The sequence below is a fragment of the Vibrio sp. 10N.286.52.F8 genome (genome assembly GCF_041468745.1).
Taxonomy (GTDB): Bacteria; Pseudomonadota; Gammaproteobacteria; order Enterobacterales; family Vibrionaceae; genus Vibrio; species Vibrio crassostreae_C.
In genome coordinates this window covers 21690-40364 of sequence record NZ_JBFRJF010000001.1, presented here as the reverse complement: position 1 = coordinate 40364, position 18675 = coordinate 21690, and the positions used below count along the sequence as shown (strand labels likewise).

At 45.5% G+C, this 18675-nt stretch carries 13 protein-coding genes; 8 read left to right on the top strand and 5 right to left on the bottom strand.

All coding sequences use genetic code 11. The features are described from left to right. The first annotated feature begins 514 nt into the window (after positions 1 to 514). The 3 genes from AB4133_RS00170 to AB4133_RS00160 all read left to right on the top strand — a co-directional run bounded on the left by AB4133_RS00170 (position 515) and on the right by AB4133_RS00160 (position 6045). Positions 515 to 1753: an OFA family MFS transporter gene (locus tag AB4133_RS00170; RefSeq protein WP_017067032.1), complete on the top strand. Its 1239-nt coding sequence runs from the start codon at positions 515 to 517 to the stop codon at positions 1751 to 1753. A gap of 57 nt (positions 1754 to 1810) precedes the next feature. Further along, positions 1811 to 3475 carry a VRR-NUC domain-containing protein gene (locus tag AB4133_RS00165; protein ID WP_372223746.1) on the top strand — a complete coding sequence of 555 codons (1665 nt, stop codon included), beginning with the start codon at positions 1811 to 1813 and terminating at the stop codon, positions 3473 to 3475. Between the two features lie 215 nt (positions 3476 to 3690). Then, positions 3691 to 6045: a fatty acid cis/trans isomerase gene (locus AB4133_RS00160; RefSeq protein ID WP_017064773.1), complete on the top strand. Its 2355-nt coding sequence runs from the start codon at positions 3691 to 3693 to the stop codon at positions 6043 to 6045. A gap of 101 nt (positions 6046 to 6146) precedes the next feature. Here the strand turns inward: AB4133_RS00160 and AB4133_RS00155 are convergent, their stop codons facing one another. Continuing rightward, on the bottom strand, positions 6147 to 7085 hold the full coding sequence (locus tag AB4133_RS00155) for a LysR family transcriptional regulator (protein ID WP_017071124.1): 939 nt from the start codon (positions 7083 to 7085) through the stop codon (positions 6147 to 6149). 93 nt (positions 7086 to 7178) lie between these two features. Between AB4133_RS00155 and AB4133_RS00150 the strand changes: the two genes are divergently transcribed. From AB4133_RS00150 to AB4133_RS00140, 3 genes are read left to right on the top strand one after another with little or no spacing between them, the layout of a single operon-like run. After that, positions 7179 to 8504, top strand: a complete 1326-nt coding sequence (locus AB4133_RS00150; protein WP_372223745.1) for a cytosine permease — start codon at positions 7179 to 7181, stop codon at positions 8502 to 8504. Between the two features lie 5 nt (positions 8505 to 8509). Beyond that, positions 8510 to 9634, top strand: coding sequence for a DUF917 domain-containing protein (locus AB4133_RS00145; RefSeq protein WP_372223743.1), 1125 nt, complete (start codon positions 8510 to 8512; stop codon positions 9632 to 9634). Between the two features lie 4 nt (positions 9635 to 9638). Beyond that, positions 9639 to 11219 carry a hydantoinase/oxoprolinase N-terminal domain-containing protein gene (locus AB4133_RS00140; RefSeq protein WP_136974415.1) on the top strand — a complete coding sequence of 527 codons (1581 nt, stop codon included), beginning with the start codon at positions 9639 to 9641 and terminating at the stop codon, positions 11217 to 11219. A gap of 135 nt (positions 11220 to 11354) precedes the next feature. Here the strand turns inward: AB4133_RS00140 and torS are convergent, their stop codons facing one another. Beyond that, positions 11355 to 14360 carry a TMAO reductase system sensor histidine kinase/response regulator TorS gene (gene torS, locus AB4133_RS00135; RefSeq protein ID WP_017060885.1) on the bottom strand — a complete coding sequence of 1002 codons (3006 nt, stop codon included), beginning with the start codon at positions 14358 to 14360 and terminating at the stop codon, positions 11355 to 11357. Positions 14361 to 14424: 64 nt separating this feature from the next. Beyond that, positions 14425 to 14589, bottom strand: a complete 165-nt coding sequence (locus AB4133_RS00130) for a hypothetical protein (RefSeq protein ID WP_017060886.1) — start codon at positions 14587 to 14589, stop codon at positions 14425 to 14427. On the opposite strand from AB4133_RS00130, the gene torT reads away from it, so the two are divergent. Further along, complete coding sequence (torT, locus tag AB4133_RS00125) at positions 14534 to 15481, top strand: TMAO reductase system periplasmic protein TorT (protein ID WP_240798932.1); 948 nt, start codon at positions 14534 to 14536, stop codon at positions 15479 to 15481. The genes AB4133_RS00130 and torT overlap by 56 nt on opposite strands. Positions 15482 to 15541: 60 nt before the next feature. Next, positions 15542 to 15997, top strand: a complete 456-nt coding sequence (locus AB4133_RS00120; protein WP_372223741.1) for a methylglyoxal synthase — start codon at positions 15542 to 15544, stop codon at positions 15995 to 15997. Positions 15998 to 16117: 120 nt separating this feature from the next. Here the strand turns inward: AB4133_RS00120 and AB4133_RS00115 are convergent, their stop codons facing one another. Together AB4133_RS00115 and helD are read right to left on the bottom strand one after the other, a co-directional pair. Next, on the bottom strand, positions 16118 to 16468 hold the full coding sequence (locus AB4133_RS00115) for a VOC family protein (RefSeq protein ID WP_017071128.1): 351 nt from the start codon (positions 16466 to 16468) through the stop codon (positions 16118 to 16120). A gap of 87 nt (positions 16469 to 16555) precedes the next feature. Beyond that, positions 16556 to 18631: a DNA helicase IV gene (helD, locus tag AB4133_RS00110; RefSeq protein WP_017067022.1), complete on the bottom strand. Its 2076-nt coding sequence runs from the start codon at positions 18629 to 18631 to the stop codon at positions 16556 to 16558. Positions 18632 to 18675: the final 44 nt, after the last annotated feature.

The following is an 18675-nucleotide window of genomic DNA, read 5'->3' as shown; positions in this document are numbered from 1 at the left end:
CGGACAACACAACCCCTCCAATCGAACAAAATGTAAGCAAAAGTACTAACAAAAATCACCCTTAACAATTGCTTAACATTCTGTTTTTAATAAAACTCCGTTACTCCTTGTCTCATATGAACAAAGCGCTGTTACGATTTATTTTGTTACACAAATTTAACCTTGGAAATTAATTAAAATTATTTGTAACTCTGTGATATCCGCACGCAATACGCGTCTATTCAAAAACCATCACCTCAAAATCCCTGAAATAATAAGAAGACAGAGCAAAAAAGAACAAAATAGAGAGGTGTTAAAAACATTTCAAAAACCAATGAAAAACAACTTATTAACAAATTGAATTTAATTTACCAAAAATGGAAAAAGAGATTCCAATCACATTTTAATTGGTTATAATCCGCGCTCTTTTGCGCTATCTGTTGATAAACGCAAACTAATTTTGAAGAAACAATCACAATAACCCGTCTTTAGTTAAGTGGCTCTCCACTAACCGATGACAAAACTGAGAATAAAAATGAGCAAGATTGATAAAGCAACACGTATCCTGCTAGCAGGCTTCTGTATCAACCTTTGTCTTGGCATCTTGTATGCTTGGAGTGTATTTAACAAAGCGCTAGTAACTGAAGCTGGTTGGAGTGCTGCTGAAGCATCTTCACCTTACGCTATTGCAACTATCACATTCTCTGTTTGTCTTCTTGTTGCGGGCATCCTACAAGACCGTATGGGTCCACGTAAGATCCTTATCCTAGGTACAGCGCTTACAGGCCTAGGTATGATTGCTTCTGGTTTCGCTACAACGCCTATGATGCTGAACATCACGTTCGGTATTATAACAGGTGCAGGTATCGGCTTCGGTTACGCATGTCTGTCTCCATCAGCAATGAAGTGGTTCCACTCTTCTAAGAAAGGTATGGTTAACGGTCTTATCGCAGCAGGCTTCGGTCTTGCGGCTATTTACCTAGCACCAGTAACTTCTGCGCTAATCGACAGCATGGGTATCCAAACTAGCTTTATGATTCTTGGTGTTGGTGTACTTGCAATCGCAGTACCTCTAGCAGCAACAATCAACAACCCACCAGCGGATTACACGCCAGCTGAGCCTAAAGTAAAAGCAGGCCAAGCTCCTAAAGCGGTTAAGAAGACTGAAGACCTAACTTGGAAAGTAATGCTGAAGACTCCTCAGTTCTACTCTCTATGGATCATGTACGCATTCGCTGCATCTGTTGGTCTAATGATCATCGGTAACATCACTACAATTGCTAGCGTTCAAGCTAACCTGCCAAACGCAGTTTACCTAGCGTCTATCCTTGCAGTATTCAACTCAGGCGGCCGTGTTGCTGCGGGTATGCTTGCAGATAAAATCGGTGGCGTACGTACTCTACTTCTAGCGTTCATCCTTCAAGGCGCGAACATGGCTCTATTCGCTACGTTCAACTCTGAATTCACGCTAATCATTGGTACGGCTATCGCAGCGGTTGGTTACGGTACGCTTCTAGCAGTATTCCCAACACTAACTGCTGAGTTCTACGGCCTGAAAAACTACGGTACTAACTACGGCGTGCTTTACACGGCATGGGGTATCGGCGGCGCTATCGGTGCAGCAGTTGTTGGCTTCTCAATGTCAAACGGCGAAGGTTACGGCCTAGCTTACACAATCTCTGCAGTTATGATGGCAGTGTGTATTGTTCTAGCAATCATCACTAAACCAATCTCTGAAGCTAAAGTTGCTGAACTAAAAGCATCACAAGCTTAATCAACAGAAAAGATTGAATTTGTTACTGAAGAGCTTAACCTTAGGGTTAGGCTCTTTTTGTATCAAGCGACTTCTCCATTGACGACCGAAACCACTCTTCAGCTCTCCCCCACTTATTATCTCGACAACTTCAATCGACTGGTTGAACACGCTCAAACGCTCTACCCCGATCTTCTGAGTGATGATGAATGTCGTTGGTTGTCCGCATACAAACGTCTTTCTGTTTCAAGCCAATGCCTAATGGTTCGTTTGCTTTCTCGTAAAGGCCGTTGGTTTCGCAGCGATAAACTCAACTATGTTGAGATCCCAGATCTAAAGACCGTACTGCAAGAGCTAAACAGCTCAGGCTTCATTGGGTTGAGTCATCCCGAAGAACAGCATGACCTCGCCATTAGTGAGGTCGAGCTCGGGTTTCACTTGCTCACCAAACCAGAGCTGTTGAGTGTATTCCCCGCCCTTAAGAGCCATAGAAATGCCAAGAAAGACGAGCTGTTGTTACGGCTTGATCAGCAACCTTTTGACCAATTTCAAAACCTCTCTTTCGACTGTATTTACGTCATCGAATCTCAAGTGATTGATGTATTACTGTTGCTGTTCTTTGCCAACACCTATCAAGACTTAAGTCAGTTCGTGTTAAGCGACCTTGGGCTAAACACCTTTGAGAACTACCCATTAAGCAAGCAACACCGCTTCTTCACCTCTAGGGATCAGCTCAATCAATTAATCCAGATGCGCGATATTCAACGCTTGTATTCAGAAGGTGACCGCAAAGATGGCGAGTTTCTGGAACTGCTTTTAAATGCGATTCCTGAAGAATCAGAACACAGAAGTATTGCCAGAAAACGATCGCGTTTGATCAATGATATTGCTCGCGATCTTGAAAGGCTTAATCTAAACGACCAAGCTATCTTTTGGTTCAGACAATCTACACTTCCTCCGAGCAGAGAACGACTTGCACGCATCTATGATAAGCAAGGTACGCTAGACTTAATGTGTGACATTGTCACGCAAATGAAAGCTACTCCATCGGATGTGTCAGAGTTGGAAATCGCTATTAAGCTTGAAGACCGGCTGCTACGGAAACAGGGGCACAAAGTTTCACGAACCATAAAGCCGAGCTGCAAAGAGTTAAAACTGGAATTAGACCTCAGCCAAACTCGAGTCGAGCTTGCGGTAAAGCAGCATTTTGAGAATCAAGGTTGGGACGTCTACTTTTCAGAAAACAGTTTTCTGTGTGGCTTGTTTGGTTTGGCTTTCTGGGATGTCATTTTCGCAGACGTTGAAGGCGCCTTTATCAATCGTTACCAACATCGACCATTGGATCTGTACCATTCAGATTTCGTAGACAAGCGAGCCGAACAGATTGAAGCCGTGTTTCAAACGATATCCAAACATGGGCTGAACCATTTTCTTGATACTTACGATGAAAAGCAAGGTATCGCGAACCCCTTTGTTCATTGGAATTATTTTCCTAAGGTACTCATCGAACACGGCATGGCTTCAATTCCAAATGCCTTGGTTGTAGACCTCTTCAAAGTGATATTGAGTGACTTAAAGCTATTTAGAACTGGGATGCCGGATTTGATTGCGTTCAAGGGCGATGAGTTTCATTGGATTGAAGTCAAAGGCCCTGGCGATAAACTGCAAGACAACCAGTGGCGCTGGATCAAAGAGTTTGAGCGATTGTCTGTCCCCTTCTCTGTTTGTTACGTCAATCAATGAGTCTTAGCTCTTAACTCTTAACTCTTAACTGCTAGCTTTTAGCTCTTGGGACTTAAATCTAGCTAAGTCTAAACTCCAATTTCTGATCACAAGCGAGTAACGCGCATCGACAAGTCACTCGCCCCATCAAGATCTTGTCTACAAAATTGTTAGAACATGAGCATTTTCAATCATTTTCGATATAATTATAGAAAATGCCTAATATTTAAATACGTATGAATTTAAAAAAACTCTTCATTTTAGCTTTTGTTAGCGTCTTCTCAGGTTGTGCCGTCTACGCGGGTTTAAACTTCGACGAACTGTTTGGTGAACAACAAGTACGCGATCGCCAAGCACCTATTCTTTCAGCTCAAGCGCAGCACTTCATTGACGAAGTAAAGCCCATCATTGATAACCGATGCGTGGTTTGTCACGCTTGTTATGACGCCCCTTGCCAACTCAAAATGTCTTCAGTGGAAGGTATAGACCGAGGCGCGAGCAAGGCACTCGTTTATCAAGGCACCCGCTTAACGGCATCAGCCCCTACTCGCTTGTTTGAAGATGCTTTAACCACGCAAGAGTGGCGCGATGCGGATTTTCATCCTGTCCTCAATGAGCGTATGCAGAACTCAACGGCTAACCTCGATGCTGGTCTTGTTTCTCGTATGTTGATCCAGAAAGAGAATCACCCTCTGCCCGATCAAACCCAGCTTGAAGGTTTCGACTTTTCAATCGATCGCGACCAACAGTGCCCAACCATTGAAGAATACGCTCAATACGAGAGAGATTACCCAACTTGGGGAATGCCTTATGGGATGCCAAACTTAGACAAAACCGAATACGCGACTTTAATGAGTTGGTTGGAAAATGGCGCGTTAATGAACGACCACATTCCATTGACTGATGCAGAACAAGAGCTCGTTAATGTCTACGAAAGCTTTTTAAACAAGAGCGACAATAAGAGTCAACTTTCAGCACGTTATATCTACGAGCACCTGTTTTTATCTCATGTCTATTTTTCTGATTTAGCTCAACCAACGCGTTTCTTTACTGTTGTTCGCTCTGCAACACCACCAGGTGAAGCGGTACAACGCATCACGACTCGTCGCCCTTATGACGATCCAAAAGTAGACAGTGTTTACTACCGTCTGATTCCAGAACAAGGCACTATCGTCGACAAAACGCACATGCCTTTCGCGCTTAATAAAGAGCGTCTACAAAAGTGGAACACCTGGTTTGTCGACGTAAATTACGAAGTAAAACAACTACCTAGTTACGACATCGATGTTTCAGCAAACCCAATGACATCATTTGAAGCGCTGCCAGTAAACTCGCGCTTCAACTTCATGTTAGATAACGCGCAAAACACCATCATGGCCTACATCAAAGGACCTGTGTGTCGTGGTCAACTTGCCTTGAACGTAATTAACGACCGTTTTTGGGTTTTCTTCATCGACCCAGAGAAAGCCGATGTTCCGGAAATCAACGCCTTCTACGCAAGTCAAAAGAAAAATTTAAAGCTACCTAGCGAACTAAAAAGTAACACCGTACCTGTGACCAACTGGGTAAGATACGCAAAGCAACAAGCGCAATACCTAAACGCGAAATCAGACTTCACTAACCAATGGTTCGAGAGTGGCGTCCACCTAGACACTGGCATCATTTGGGATGGCGATGGCATCAACCCGAATGCTGCTCTCACCGTCTTTAGGCACTTCGATAGCGCCTCTGTTGTACAAGGGTTAGTTGGCACGCAACCTAAGACTGCGTGGATTCTTGATTATGCTCTTCTAGAGCGTATTCATTATCTTCTCGTTGCAGGCTTCGATGTTTACGGCAACTTTGGCCACCAGCTGATTACACGCATGTTCATGGACTTCTTGCGTCTTGAAGGTGAGAGTAACTTCTTAAGCCTTCTTCCTAAAGACGTTCGTCACATTGAACACTCTAGTTGGTACCAGAACCAAAGCGCACAACTGAGTGACTATTTGCAGCGAAACATTGCACCTTTTGATCAGCCGACCAGCGTGGTTTACAAAACGGCGGATCCGAAACACGAACTGCTTGATATGATCAAAGATAAGCTCGCACCTGTTCTCGATAATCGCTTTGAGATTGTTGAAACAGGTTTTGGTAGGAAGAATGAAGCACTGCTTAACCAAGTGAATTTGATAAAGGGCGAAGGCCTGCGTCATGTGCCTCAATTAGTGATGATCATGATTGAAGGCGAAAACGGCGAAGAGCAACTGTTCACCATGATTCACAATAACGCGCACAGCAACATTTCTAGCTTGTTTAATGAAGAAGGTAACCGTGATTACGCCAATGATGACCTTACCCTCGTACGAGGCGTTGTCGGTAGCTACCCTGCGGCTTACCTATCATTAACCGAGAGCGAGATTCCTACTCTGGTTAAAACGCTGCAAAACTTAAGCACAGAAGAAGACTACGTGGCGCTGCTAGATAAGTTTGCGGTACGACGCAGTTCTAGCGAGTTCTGGCCATTCAGTGATCGCGTGCATCGTTGGTATCAACAAGACCAACCGATCGAGTTCGGATTGTTGGATTACAACCGCTTCGAGAACCGTTAGTTTTCACTCATAAAGCATAAAAGCAAAAATCCTCTGTCTTGGCAGAGGATTTTTTGTATATGAGAAAGTATCTTAAGTGCTATTGAGAAGCGACGAGTTCTCTATATTGAATCCGATGCTTCCGGTTGGTGTAGCTCATCAAAAAACGCACGCGCAGCGGGGGAAAGGGAATCTACAGGTTGCTTCAACACCACATAAAACTGACTCTTAAGGCTCCACTTCTCGGGCTGAAGCGGAATCAAGGCTTGGTCATAATGGCCACGGTCGATTAAATGAGACGGTAAAAAACTCAGGTGTGTGCCCGCCAAGGTTAAAATTACACCCGACTCGACATGCCAGCCATCAAAAGGCTTTACGGAATCGTACTGCTCAATATTCAGTAATCGGAACATCTCATCTTTGGCATAGCCGCCCATGTTGATACGACAGCCATCCAATGAGAAATCCTTGTCCATGATCTTCTCAGCCAGATCCTTACGCGCATACAGATAACTGTGCTCTTCAAACAGTGGGTATTTATGTTGAAACGCTGATTTTTGATGTGACCCTAGAACCACTATCATCATATCAATCTGGTTCTTTGCTAACTTCTCATTCAACTGGGTGAAATCCCCGACATCAACACTCACCTCAACACTGTTACTGCGTTGGTAAAACGTCTCGATCGCTTTGGGAAGTGGGTTATAAGGCAAAGTGACGGTGTTATCCAAACATCCAATTCGCACATGCCCAGAGAGTTCCGTCTGTACACCTCGTAACTTATAAGCGAAGTCGGTTAAGGTCGATTTTAGTTGGTTCGCATATTTATACACTTGCTCACCTTCATGAGTCAGCTTAAAACCACGTCGACCACGTTGGCATAATGTTAATTCTAAGCTTTTTTCCAAGGCAATAAGCTGATTACTCAGCACTGGTTGACTAATCCCAGTGCTTGCGACCGCCTGATTGATGCCTCCTTGTTCAACAATTTCACAAAAAAGCTCTAATCTACGTAGGTCTCTTTTATCTAACTTATTGTTTGGATTCACTTTGCCACTCACATTTGTTTTTTGTTATGTTTACATCTGATTATATTCATTTATTAACAATAAATACATCAGTATGCTTTATTCACACTTATGGAATAACAATGCATGGATGGCACTATGGCGGCAGAAGCTTACGTGAATAAACCCGAAACAACACACAGCCACAAAAAGATAGATGACTTCGAGTTGGAACCCGTTCCCGAGAAGGCCAAACGATCTTGGTGGGTCATCAGCCTTATTTGGTTGGCAATCGGCATCGACATTTCGGGACTGTTTCTCGGCTCGATTCTAAGCAGCGGTATTGGTTTTGAAGACGCACTGCTTGCCACGTTTATTGGTTCAGGCTTATTGGCGATCATCGCGATGCTGTGTGCCAACATTGGCTTTCAAGCTGGCGTGTCTACCCCGCTGGTGAGCAGCGCGGTATTTGGCCGTAACGGCGGTAAAATTCTTGGCTTCATCAACGGCATCTCATTAGTCGGCTGGTTCGCATTCCAGGCTGATTTCTTCGCTTTCATCATGGTCGATGCACTGGCGAAATACGACATCATAATTTCACACCTCACCGCTCTTATTGGCGGCAGTGTGTTAATGATGATGACGGCTATCTATGGCGTTCGTGCTTTAGGCAAACTCAGTACCTATTCTGTTCCATTGATGGTGACGTTGATTACCATCGGTTTGTTTATGGCAGCTGATTATCAAGGTGGCGCAGCGCCATCGATTGAAGATCCTTTAACGCTTGGCCAAGCCATCTCTTTTGTTATGTCTATCTGGATTCTTGCTGCAGTTGCCGCGCCTGATATTGCTCGCTACGCTAAGACTCGTCGCGATGCGATTCTCGGAGCAGGCATCGGCTTTCTGGTGGGTAACAGTGCCATCATTCTTATCGCGTTGATCCTGACCAAAATGACCGGCACCGACGACCTAGTCGAAGTCTTCTTCACACTTGGTTTAGGTATGGCGGCCATCATCGTTCTGGTGTTCGCACAGTGGACTACCAATAGTAGCAACCTGACCTCTGGCGGCTTATGCATGTCGATGGTTCTGCCTAAGATTCCTCGCCCTGTATTGGTGGTAATCATGACCATCGCCGGTATTGGCATTGCTCAGCTCGGCATGGTGAACAAGTTTACCGATTTCTTAATGCTCCTCAGCGTAACCATCGCGCCAGCTGCGGGGGTCTACATCGTTCAATATTATATTTTAGATTCAACAAAAATGCGCTTTGAGAACATTCAGCAAGCTCCCGCTTGGATGTTTAAAGGCTTGGCTTCTTGGGCATTTGGTACTGCATTCAGCGCTTGTACCGCGCCAGAGTTTTTCGACCTATTTTCGTTAACCAGCATCTCGGCGTTAGACGGCATTCTTGCCGCTGGTGTGATTTACCTCGCCCTAATGAAGCTTTCTCCTTCAAGTGATAAGGAATAGAAGTTGTGATTATTACTGAACAAATGATTGATGATATCGCGCTCGGAGCAACGGTATTAGGTACTGGCGGCGGCGGTGACCCATACAGCGGTGCCTTGATGGCGAAAGTAGCCATTGCAACGGCAAAACAACCCGTACGCATGATTCCTTTAGAAGACGTGCAAGACGATTGGATGACAGTGCCCTCTTCAATGATTGGCGCACCAACCGTCGCAGTAGAGAAACTCAATTCGAAAGATCAAATGTTGATTGCTTTCGAAGCGATGGAAAAAGCGCTCGGCACTGAAGTGGCGGCAACGTTTCCTATCGAAGTGGGCGGTTTTAATTCATTGATTCCAATTCTCGTTGCAGCGCAAAAGAACATTCCTGTGATCGATTGTGATGCGATGGGACGTGCTTTCCCAGAAGCTCAAATGGTGACTTTCTTTCTTGATGGTCTCCCGTCTGCTCCAAACACATTGGCCGATGAGCGTGGCAATGTCGTCACACTTTACCCAATTGACGGTATTTGGTCTGAAAGGTTTGCTAGACCGATCACCGAACAGATGGGCGGTTCTGCAGCAATGTGCGATTACCCAATGAACGGTAAGAACCTAAAACGTAGCGCACTGCCCGCAACACTGACCCAAGCAATGAAGATTGGTGAAGCGATTAGACTGGCAAACGACAACAATCAAAGTGGCACACAGGCCGTATTAGACATTGTCGGCGGCCATACCATCATCAGTGGCAAGATTGTTGATATTCAACGTGAAACCGATGGTGGCTTTGCAACAGGTGGTGTCGTAATTGAAAAGCTGGCTCAGTTTGAAGATACCGGCGTAGATAACGTGTTTGTGCAGTTCCAAAACGAATTGCTTCTCGCGCACAAAGGGACAAGCCGCGCAGACATGAACCAAGATAATCTGCTGGCATCAACACCGGATCTTATTTCGATCTTGGACCATGAAACCGGTAAGCCAATCACAACCGAACAGCTTCGCTACGGACAGCGCATCGACCTTATCGCCTACCCTTGCGACCCGAAATGGCGCACAGATAAAGGCATCGAAGTCGCAGGTCCGGGTTACTTTGGCTACACAGTCGAGTATCAAACCATTGAACAACTAAAGTCTGCATTGAAGAGGTAGTCGCATGACAAACATTACGCTTGATTACTGCCGTCTTGGCATTGACGTAGGTGGCACCAATACCGATGGTGTGCTGCTCGACGCAGACTTGAATGTGATTGCTAAAGTAAAAACTGCGACCACACATGACATTTCAACCGGGATTGATAACGCGATTTCTGCACTACTAAGCCAAGCAAACATTGATGGTCAGCAAGTGAAACACGCGATGCTTGGCACGACTCAATGCACCAACGCAATCGTTGAACGAAAAGGCTTAGACAGAGTCGGCATGATTCGCTTAGCGCTTCCCAGTGGTGATAGCGTCCCGCCCCTTTGTGGTTGGAGTGAAGCGTGGCAAAACCTGCTTGGTCAGCACTTCTACCAAGCACACGGCGGCTATGAATATGACGGCCAGTTGATTGCCGACATTCAAGAGTCTGAGATCCGCGAGCTTTGCCAGAAAATGAAAGGCCAAGTGGATTCCATTGCTATCTGCGGAGTGTTCTCTCCCGTCAACGGCGACCAGGAGCTTCAAGCAGCAGAATGGATTCAACAAGAACTTCCGGGCGTGAACCTATCGTTATCCCATAAAGTGGGCAGTTTAGGGCTTTTAGAGCGTGAGAACGCCACTATCCTCAATGCGGCTCTGCAAGGGACAGCAAAACGATTCGTTGACGGCTTTTGCAGTGCACTCATCAATCATGAAATCCACACCACGCCTTATTTCGGTCAGAACGACGGAACACTGATGTCACAGCAGTTCGCATTGATGTACCCGATTCTTACCGTGGCTTGTGGGCCAACAAACTCGATTCGTGGAGCGAGTCACTTAACTAAGTTAAAAGACGCGATTGTGGTCGATGTGGGCGGCACTACGTCTGATATCGGCGTACTGACTCACGGCTACCCAAGAGAATCGAGCTTAGCAGTAGAAATCGGTGAAGTGAGAACCAACTTCCGTATGCCTGATATTTTGGCGTTAGCCATTGGTGGTGGTACCAAGGTTCGCTTTGAACAGCAGCGTATAGAGCTAGGCCCAGAAAGTGTTGGCCATACCTTGACGCAAACGGCGCGTAGCTTTGGTGGTGATGAACTTACGCTCACCGATATTGCACTCAAAACAGGACAAATGCAGTGGCAGGCAGAACATCAACTGAGTGATGAGATTGGTGTTTCAGCCGAACAAGCAAGCAAGATTTATCAACAAATGGTCACGGATGTTGAAGAAGGCATCGATAAGATGAAGACCTCTGCGGCGAGTGTACCCGTAATCATGGTTGGTGGTGGTAGTGCCCTATTCCCAGATCATTTTGAAGGTGTGAGCCAAGTGGTTCGTCCTGAGCACTTTGAAGTGGCTAATGCGATTGGTGTTGCGTTGGGTGAAATATCAGGTCAATTCGATAAGATCGTACCGATTGACCCAGCATCACGTGAAGAGACCTTAAAGGGCTTGGAAGCGCAATCAAAGCAACTGGCGATTGAAGCTGGCGCATGCAGCGATAATGTCGCGATCATTGAACGCAGCGAGATTCCATTAAGCTACCTACAAGGCAATATGGTTCACGTTAAGATCAAAGCTGCTGGACATATCAAGATGGCTTAGAGCCGTTCCTTGAAAGCCTTACTTAGATTCTTATTCGACAATAAAAAAGCAGGTCACTTCTTCATATTAAAACGGAGAAATAGCCTGCTTTTTGTTTTCTGTTCTTATTTTGGGGCTTTCCGCCCAATAGCCACTCTATAGTTGCTCTCGGAGCGCTGCTAACGAGTCTTTCACCAATTCAGGTAATGAGTCTGCATTATCGCGATATTGAAGTAATGGATCCTCGCTCGCTTCAATGCTCTGGCATAAAGCAAACAGTGCAGATAATCCTAGGCTGCCGGCAGACCCTTTCAGTTTATGAGCTAAAGACTTAATTTCACGAGCGTTGTCAGCGGCACTTGCCACAATCAGTTCATCGAGAGTGACTTGGCTGCTTTGGTCAAACAACCCAACAATCTGCACTATTTTTTCTCGACCGAGAATGGCCAAGTCGTCTTTGATAATCTTAGGGTTAATCATCTGCACAATCGGTTCTCCTTGATTATGTTCCGCGTCTTGGTTTGCTCGTTGTGTCGAGCTTGCAAATGCCAATGCTGATAAGTCTAGCTCGGTTTCCTGAGGTTTAGAGTTTAGCTGACAGCAAACAGCATCTGACGGATCCGGCTGAGGCAGCAACAGCGTGTGACCGTCCAACTGCTCAACAATCAATTCCGATAATGCTTCCTTCTCTAACGGCTTAGGTAAGAATCCATCAAAGCCAGACGACAAATAGCTTTCCACTTCTTCGTTAAACACATGAGCCGATACTGCGATCATTGGGGGTACTTTTCGAATTACGTCTTCTTCACTTTTATGCTGAAGCGCATCGTCTTTGAGTTGTTGAATTAACTCGACGCCATCGCAGTCGGGTAAGTTAATGTCCACCAGCGCAATATCGAACTCTTGCTCACTGAATATGGCTCTCGCTTCTTGTCCGGTTGTCGCAATCACAACCTCGTGCCCCAAGTTATGCAAGAAGCCTTCAGCAACGATGCAGTTTACGGGGTTATCTTCAATCAGAAGTACTTTAGCTCGAATACACGCTTCAATGACCGGTACTTTCGTTTCTATCTTCTCACCGGCTTCAAGTGGCAGTGAGAACCAAAACTGGCTACCCTCGCCTTCTTCAGAATGAACGCCAATATCCCCGTTCATTGCCAACATGATGCTTTTACTGATCGCTAATCCAAGCCCTGTGCCGCCGGTTTTGTTGCGACCGCTATCGGTTTGGGTAAAGGCATCAAACAGACAAGCTTGTTCGCTAGCATCAATACCGACACCTGTATCTGACACTTCAAACATCACTCGATTTTCATCTTCGATATCTAAGCTGATAAAGATATCGACCGAGCCACTTTCCGTAAACTTAATCGCGTTACCGACCAAATTATTCAAGATTTGGCTGATTCGCGTTACGTCACCACGCCAATAGCGTTGCACATCACTTTCAATATGGAAATCAAAGTTCAGCTTCTTCTCAGCGGCACGCCCTTCCATCAATTGGTAGGTATCTTGAACCATCTGATGAAGATCAAACGAAGCAGTGCGGATTTCTAAATGCCCTGCTTCAATCTTTGAGTAATCCAACACGTCATTCAAAATCGCGAGTAGGTTCTTACCGCTGCGGTTAATGATGTCTGCATAGCCGGATTGCAGCGGGTCTAACCCGGTATCTTTGAGCAATCTTGCAGTACCTAATACACCGTTCATCGGCGTTCGTATTTCATGACTCATCGTCGCAAGGAAAGCGGATTTTGCGCGGCTTGCTTGTTCTGCGGCGTTACGAGCCTTAGCGTGGTTCCCTACCTCGATGTTCAGCTTCTCATTGGTCTTTTGCAGCTGGTAGGTTCGGTCTGTGACCAACTCTTCTAAGTGTTCTTTGTGCTCTTCAAGTTCGCGTTTCGCCTTTGCTTCACCCACCGCAACCACTTGTAGCGCCTGCGCGGTGTTTCTGGCAGTGATGATCGCCTCGCCCATATGAGCCAGCTCATCATTACCCTTTACCGAGATATCAATATTCAGGCGACCTTGTGCGATAGACATCAAGGCCGATGAGTATTCAGTAAGACGTTTAACAACCGAGATATACACCACTCGCCACACGATAAATGCAACGATAACCAAACCAATAACCGAAATCACAGACAGTGACCATTGAGCCAAATTCAACGTGCTGGTCAGCTCATCAACCGCTTTTTTGGTACTGCGGTTTGAATCATCAACCAGTTGGTTAACCGTTGTATTCAGCTGAGAGAACAGCTCCAACGTATTTTGCATCAGAAACTCTGACTTTTTGGTGTTCTCATATTGTTCTAATGAAATATCGAACACGACTTGGCGTTTTCTGAGCTCTTCTAGAAGCTGAGACATCTGCGCTGAACGAGTAGGATCTTCGACCGCTTTAACGCGGCGCGCCATGATTCTTAGGTTGGATTCAAATTCTGATTGGATTTGATGAATACGCTCTACGTTGGTAACGGTTTGCGTTTCTTCAATTTGGTTAAGCATTTTGAACGCCAGCAAATGCAATTCGTGTAGGCGCTCAGACAAATCAAGGTCAACCTCTACAAGCGCATCTAAGGCTTGGTAGGCTTTATCCGTTTCTTTGGTTTCTAGCAGGTCATAGATATGCGTGACGTTAGCAACCGCAATGGTAGCCGTGTTCAAAACTTGGGTTCGCGTCAACTGCTCTAGCTCTTCGGCCAATAGGCGCATCTCTTCGACACGAGACGACAACTCTTTGCTTAACCAAAGCTTACGCTCAACCGACACACCCAACTCAGCCAGTGTGTTAATAACGCTTTGAACATTGTTTTCGAGTTTATTGAGGAGCTGAGAATCGAAACTGTCGACACCAAGCTCTTTGATATGTTGAAGAAGCGACTCAAGTTGGTCAAACAGTACGGTGCCAGCCTCTTTTCTTTCGGCCTCGTTTCTCGCATTAGAAAGTGTTTGTACTGACGAAATAATACGGTTACTCAACTCAGAAACCTGACGAGCTTCGATCATGGCAGGAAGCGCCGAATCAACGACGTTTCTTTCCGTTTTAGCTACAAAGCTAAAACCAGAAACACCGATCAATGCAGACAATAGAACCAACAGTGCCATCACTAAGAATGAGGCCAGCAGCTTGCGTCCAATACTCGCTGAAGCTAACAACATAAACTCTAAACCTTAAAACGTTCTTCTTTACCCATGCAGAATACGCTATATTTTGCAGTGTTTCTTATCTAAAACCAACAAAACGGCAATTCATGCTATCTAGACCTTTCGCTTCAATAATTCTTCTCTCACTACTGGCCTCAGTAACTACTGTCGCAGGTGCTAGTGAGCCTTTGAGCCCAATAAAGCCCGCCAATGCCACATCACAAAAAGAGAAAATCTGTGCCATTTATCCGCACCTCAAAGACTCTTATTGGTTGTCGGTAAACTATGGAATGATCTCTGAAGCAGAAAAGCAGCAAGTTGAGCTAAGAGTATTGGAAGCTGGCGGTTACCCCAACGTGGCCAAACAAGCCTCGCAACTGGTGCTTTGCACGCAATGGGGAGCCGATGCCATTATTTTAGGTACGGTTTCACCCGATGCGTATCATGACAATCTCAGCGATTGGGTTGGCTCGACGCCTGTGTTTGCTACGGTAAATGAGTTAACCGTCAATGAAGAACAACAGAAGGTATTAAAAGGTACGGTCGGTGTCGATTGGTACCAAATGGGATACCAAGTCGGAGATTTTTTGTCGAAACGACACCCGAAAGGATCAGGCGAAACACCTATCGCCCTGTTACTTGGTCCACAAGCAAGTGGCGGCACTAAGCCTGTGGCACTGGGGTTTTATGATGCGATCAAGTCGAGTGATATCAAAATCGCGATCAGCTATTGGGCAGATAACGATAAAGAACTGCAAAGAAACCTAGTACAACAGGTGATCGAGGAGCCGGATATCCAATATATAGTCGGAAGTGCCGTCGCGATTGAAGCAGCGATCAGTGAGCTACGAGCGGCCGATAAAACCGAAGAGATTGGGTTAATTTCGAGTTACTTAAGTCACGGAACCTACCGTGGTTTACTTCGTAACAAGGTACTTTTTGCGCCAACCGATAAAATGGTTGAGCAAGGTCGCTTGTCGGTAAAACAAGCCACGAGTTACTTACGCGGTCAACCTTACGAGCAACACAGCGCACCGATTATCGAAGCGCTGACACCTGCAACTCTCAAAGATCAAATTATCGCCGACTCATTGTCACCTTCTGAGTTTCGTCCGGTATTCAGTGTGAATCCTTAGTGCTATATTGGCTGAAGAACTCAAAACAATAAAAACGAAACAACAATTTAGGGAACATTCATGCAAAAAACGACGCGCACTATGCCAACACATAAGCATATCGCTTTGGTCGCTCATGACCACTTCAAACCTGAGCTACTAAGATGGGTCAAAGAGAACAAAGAAAAACTACAAAAGCACTTCCTTTACGCAACGGGCACGACTGGTTCTTTACTAAGTAACGAGACAGACTTAGCAATCAAGAGCATGATCAGCGGCCCTATGGGCGGTGACCAACAACTTGGCGCGCTTATCTCTGAAGGCAAGATCGATATGCTGATTTTCTTCTGGGATCCACTTAATGCTGTACCACATGACCCAGACGTAAAAGCACTGCTTCGTATCGCAAGTGTTTGGAACATTCCTGTGGCCACTAACCGCGCTACCGCTAATTTCTTGTTTAACTCTTCACTGCTTGAAGAAGAAGTAATCATCGAGATCCCAGACTACGAAGCGTACCTAGCTGAGCGCACGTAATCGCACGTTAAATGTGCTCTCTACTGAACAGACTAAAAAGCCTGCATTTTATCGCAGGCTTTTTTATGTCTCGTTTTCAGACATTAAACAGTTCAATCATAAAACAGTGCGAGAGTCTCTCTATTTATCGCTCCACACTGCCATCTCGTTGCCACTTGGCTCTCTGAAATGGAAACGTCTGCCGCCGGGAAAGCTAAAGATCTCACGGTTTATCTGACCACCAGCATCAATTACATCGCGCTCGGTTTGCTCAAGATCTTGGCTATAAAAAACCATCAGCGCCGCGCCATTATCCGTATTCGACGCCAGATCCGCCAAATAGAAGCCGCCCATTAAGCCTTTGCCTTCAAACGCAGAATACTCAGGGCCATAGTCTTCAAAGCTCCAACCAAACACTTGACTGAAAAATGCCTTAGTTGCGGCGATGTCTTTCGCAGCAAATTCAATGTAGTTAATAGAGCCGTGTTCCATAGCAAATTCCTTATGCTTTATGCGTCTGCCTTGTGATATTAGGGCAGGGATTGAAGATCTAATCTTAGACAATCAAGTCAAGTAACATCACTTTTTACGAACAACTGGGTAATCAGAACCATGCAGCTCCTGCACAAAGCCAGAGCCGTCGCCACTGTGCGTGATCCATACTTTCTCTTTTGCCCGCGTCATTGCTACATAGAATAAACGACGCTCTTCAGCATAAGGGAACGCGTCTGATGATTCAGTCAATGCGCCATCAATATGCAGCTGTTTCTTCTTGGTCGGGAACTGTCCTTCGTCAACACAAAGAATAATGACAAAGTCCGCCTCTTTACCTTTACTGCCGTGGCAAGTCATGAACTTGATATCAATGGAAGTGAAGATCTTCTTCCAGTCTTCCAACAACTCTGGCTTGTGGTAATGATTACGTCCAAGTAGCAGCACCGATTTATTGGTTTTGCCTTTGGATTGACGGTTCAGTTGATCAAGAATCTTCTCAACTTCTTTACTTGGCGCACTGTACACCGCCTTCTGCTTCTGTTGCTTGAAGCTGTTCAGTTCTTTCGGAATCTGAATTGGGTTTTCTTGTACAAAGCGATTAGCCACCGCACCTAACTGATTGTTAAAGCGGTAAGTCGTATCTAGGTGATGAATGGTCGAGCTTTCAAAACGATCCTTAAAGCCCGTGGTCAAATCCACATCCGCACCTGCAAACTGGTAAATCGACTGCCAGTCATCGCCTACTGCAAAAATAGAGGCTTGATGCTCGGCTTTAGACTGATTACACAGTGCTTCAACCAAGGCAAGACGATCAGGTGAGATATCTTGGTATTCATCGATCATGATGAACTTCCAAGGTGAGATAAACTTGCCCTTCTCGACATACTGAGTCGCTCGGCTGATCATGATTGAGAAGTCGATATGATTCTGTTCTTTCAGCTCCTTTTGCCACGCGGTTACACATGGCCAACACAGTGAAAGCTCGCTGTTGAGGCGCGCATAGTCTCGGTGATCAATCAGCTGTTGCTGTACTTCTTTTTTGGTTAAACCCGACGCATTCAACTGTTCTAGCTGCTTTTCAAGCCAACCGATCAATTTGAGGTTTGAAACGTGGCTACCAAGCTCATCGTCACCGGTTAAATAAGCGATTGGCCATTTAGACAAATGCTTTTGCCAACGTTTAAAGTTGGTCGGTGTCATCCAGTGCTTCTTCAACCAATCAATGCACCATGCTTGGCGTTGGTTGTCATCGAGCGCTAAAGGAGAAATAACCACACGTTCGGGTTCAACTTGATTCAGTATCTTTAAACCCAACTGGTGGAAAGTGCTGACTTGCACCTTCTCTGCTGATAAACCAATTTTGCTGTCGAGACGTTGCTTCATCTCTTCTGCCGCTTCACGACCAAAAGCGAGCAATAGCAACTCTTCAGCTTGAGCTTGATGGCTTTGCAGTAAATACGCGACGCGAGCCGTTAGAACACTGGTTTTACCCGAGCCTGCACCCGCTAAAATAAGGTTGTGATCATCATTCATCAACACCGCATATTGCTGCGATAAGTTCAGTGGTGACGACTCACATTGCGCAAACAACACTTCCCAGTTTTTTCGCTCGGTCTCTAGCCATTGCTGGTTTCTTTCAGCTTGCTTGATTTCCGTTTCAGATAACCATGGCTGCATTCTTGCGATGCGGTTTGGCATGCGTTGTGCGGCCTCTTCTAGCGTCATTGTCATACTCTCTAAGCCTGAGTTGACCATATCAACCCAAGTGTTGACCTTAGAATGCGGTAGAAAGGCTGGTAATTGCTCAAGACGTGTTAATTCAGCTTCCCACTGAGGTACGTGTTCAGCCAATTGTTCACATTGAGTGTCGTGCCACTTCTGATAAGCACTAACTGACGCGCGTGCAAATTGACGGCATTGATCCCAAGGTAAGCCTTGTACTAACCAACTGCGCTGTGTTCCATCTTGTTGATTCGCAAAAAATTGTAGCGATCCCCAGAACAATCCGCGCTTTATCGCGATCTTGCCACTCCAAATAGTAAATGGGATACGCTCTTCACTGCCTACTGAAGATAACAGCAAGCGTGGACCATCAAGTTCAACCTGATGATATTCATTTTGAATAAAAAACTGTGCAGTCTTGTTAGCGCTTAGCTGCATTGGAGTGTGCTCTTAATTGGGAATATTGAATTTATATCATGATG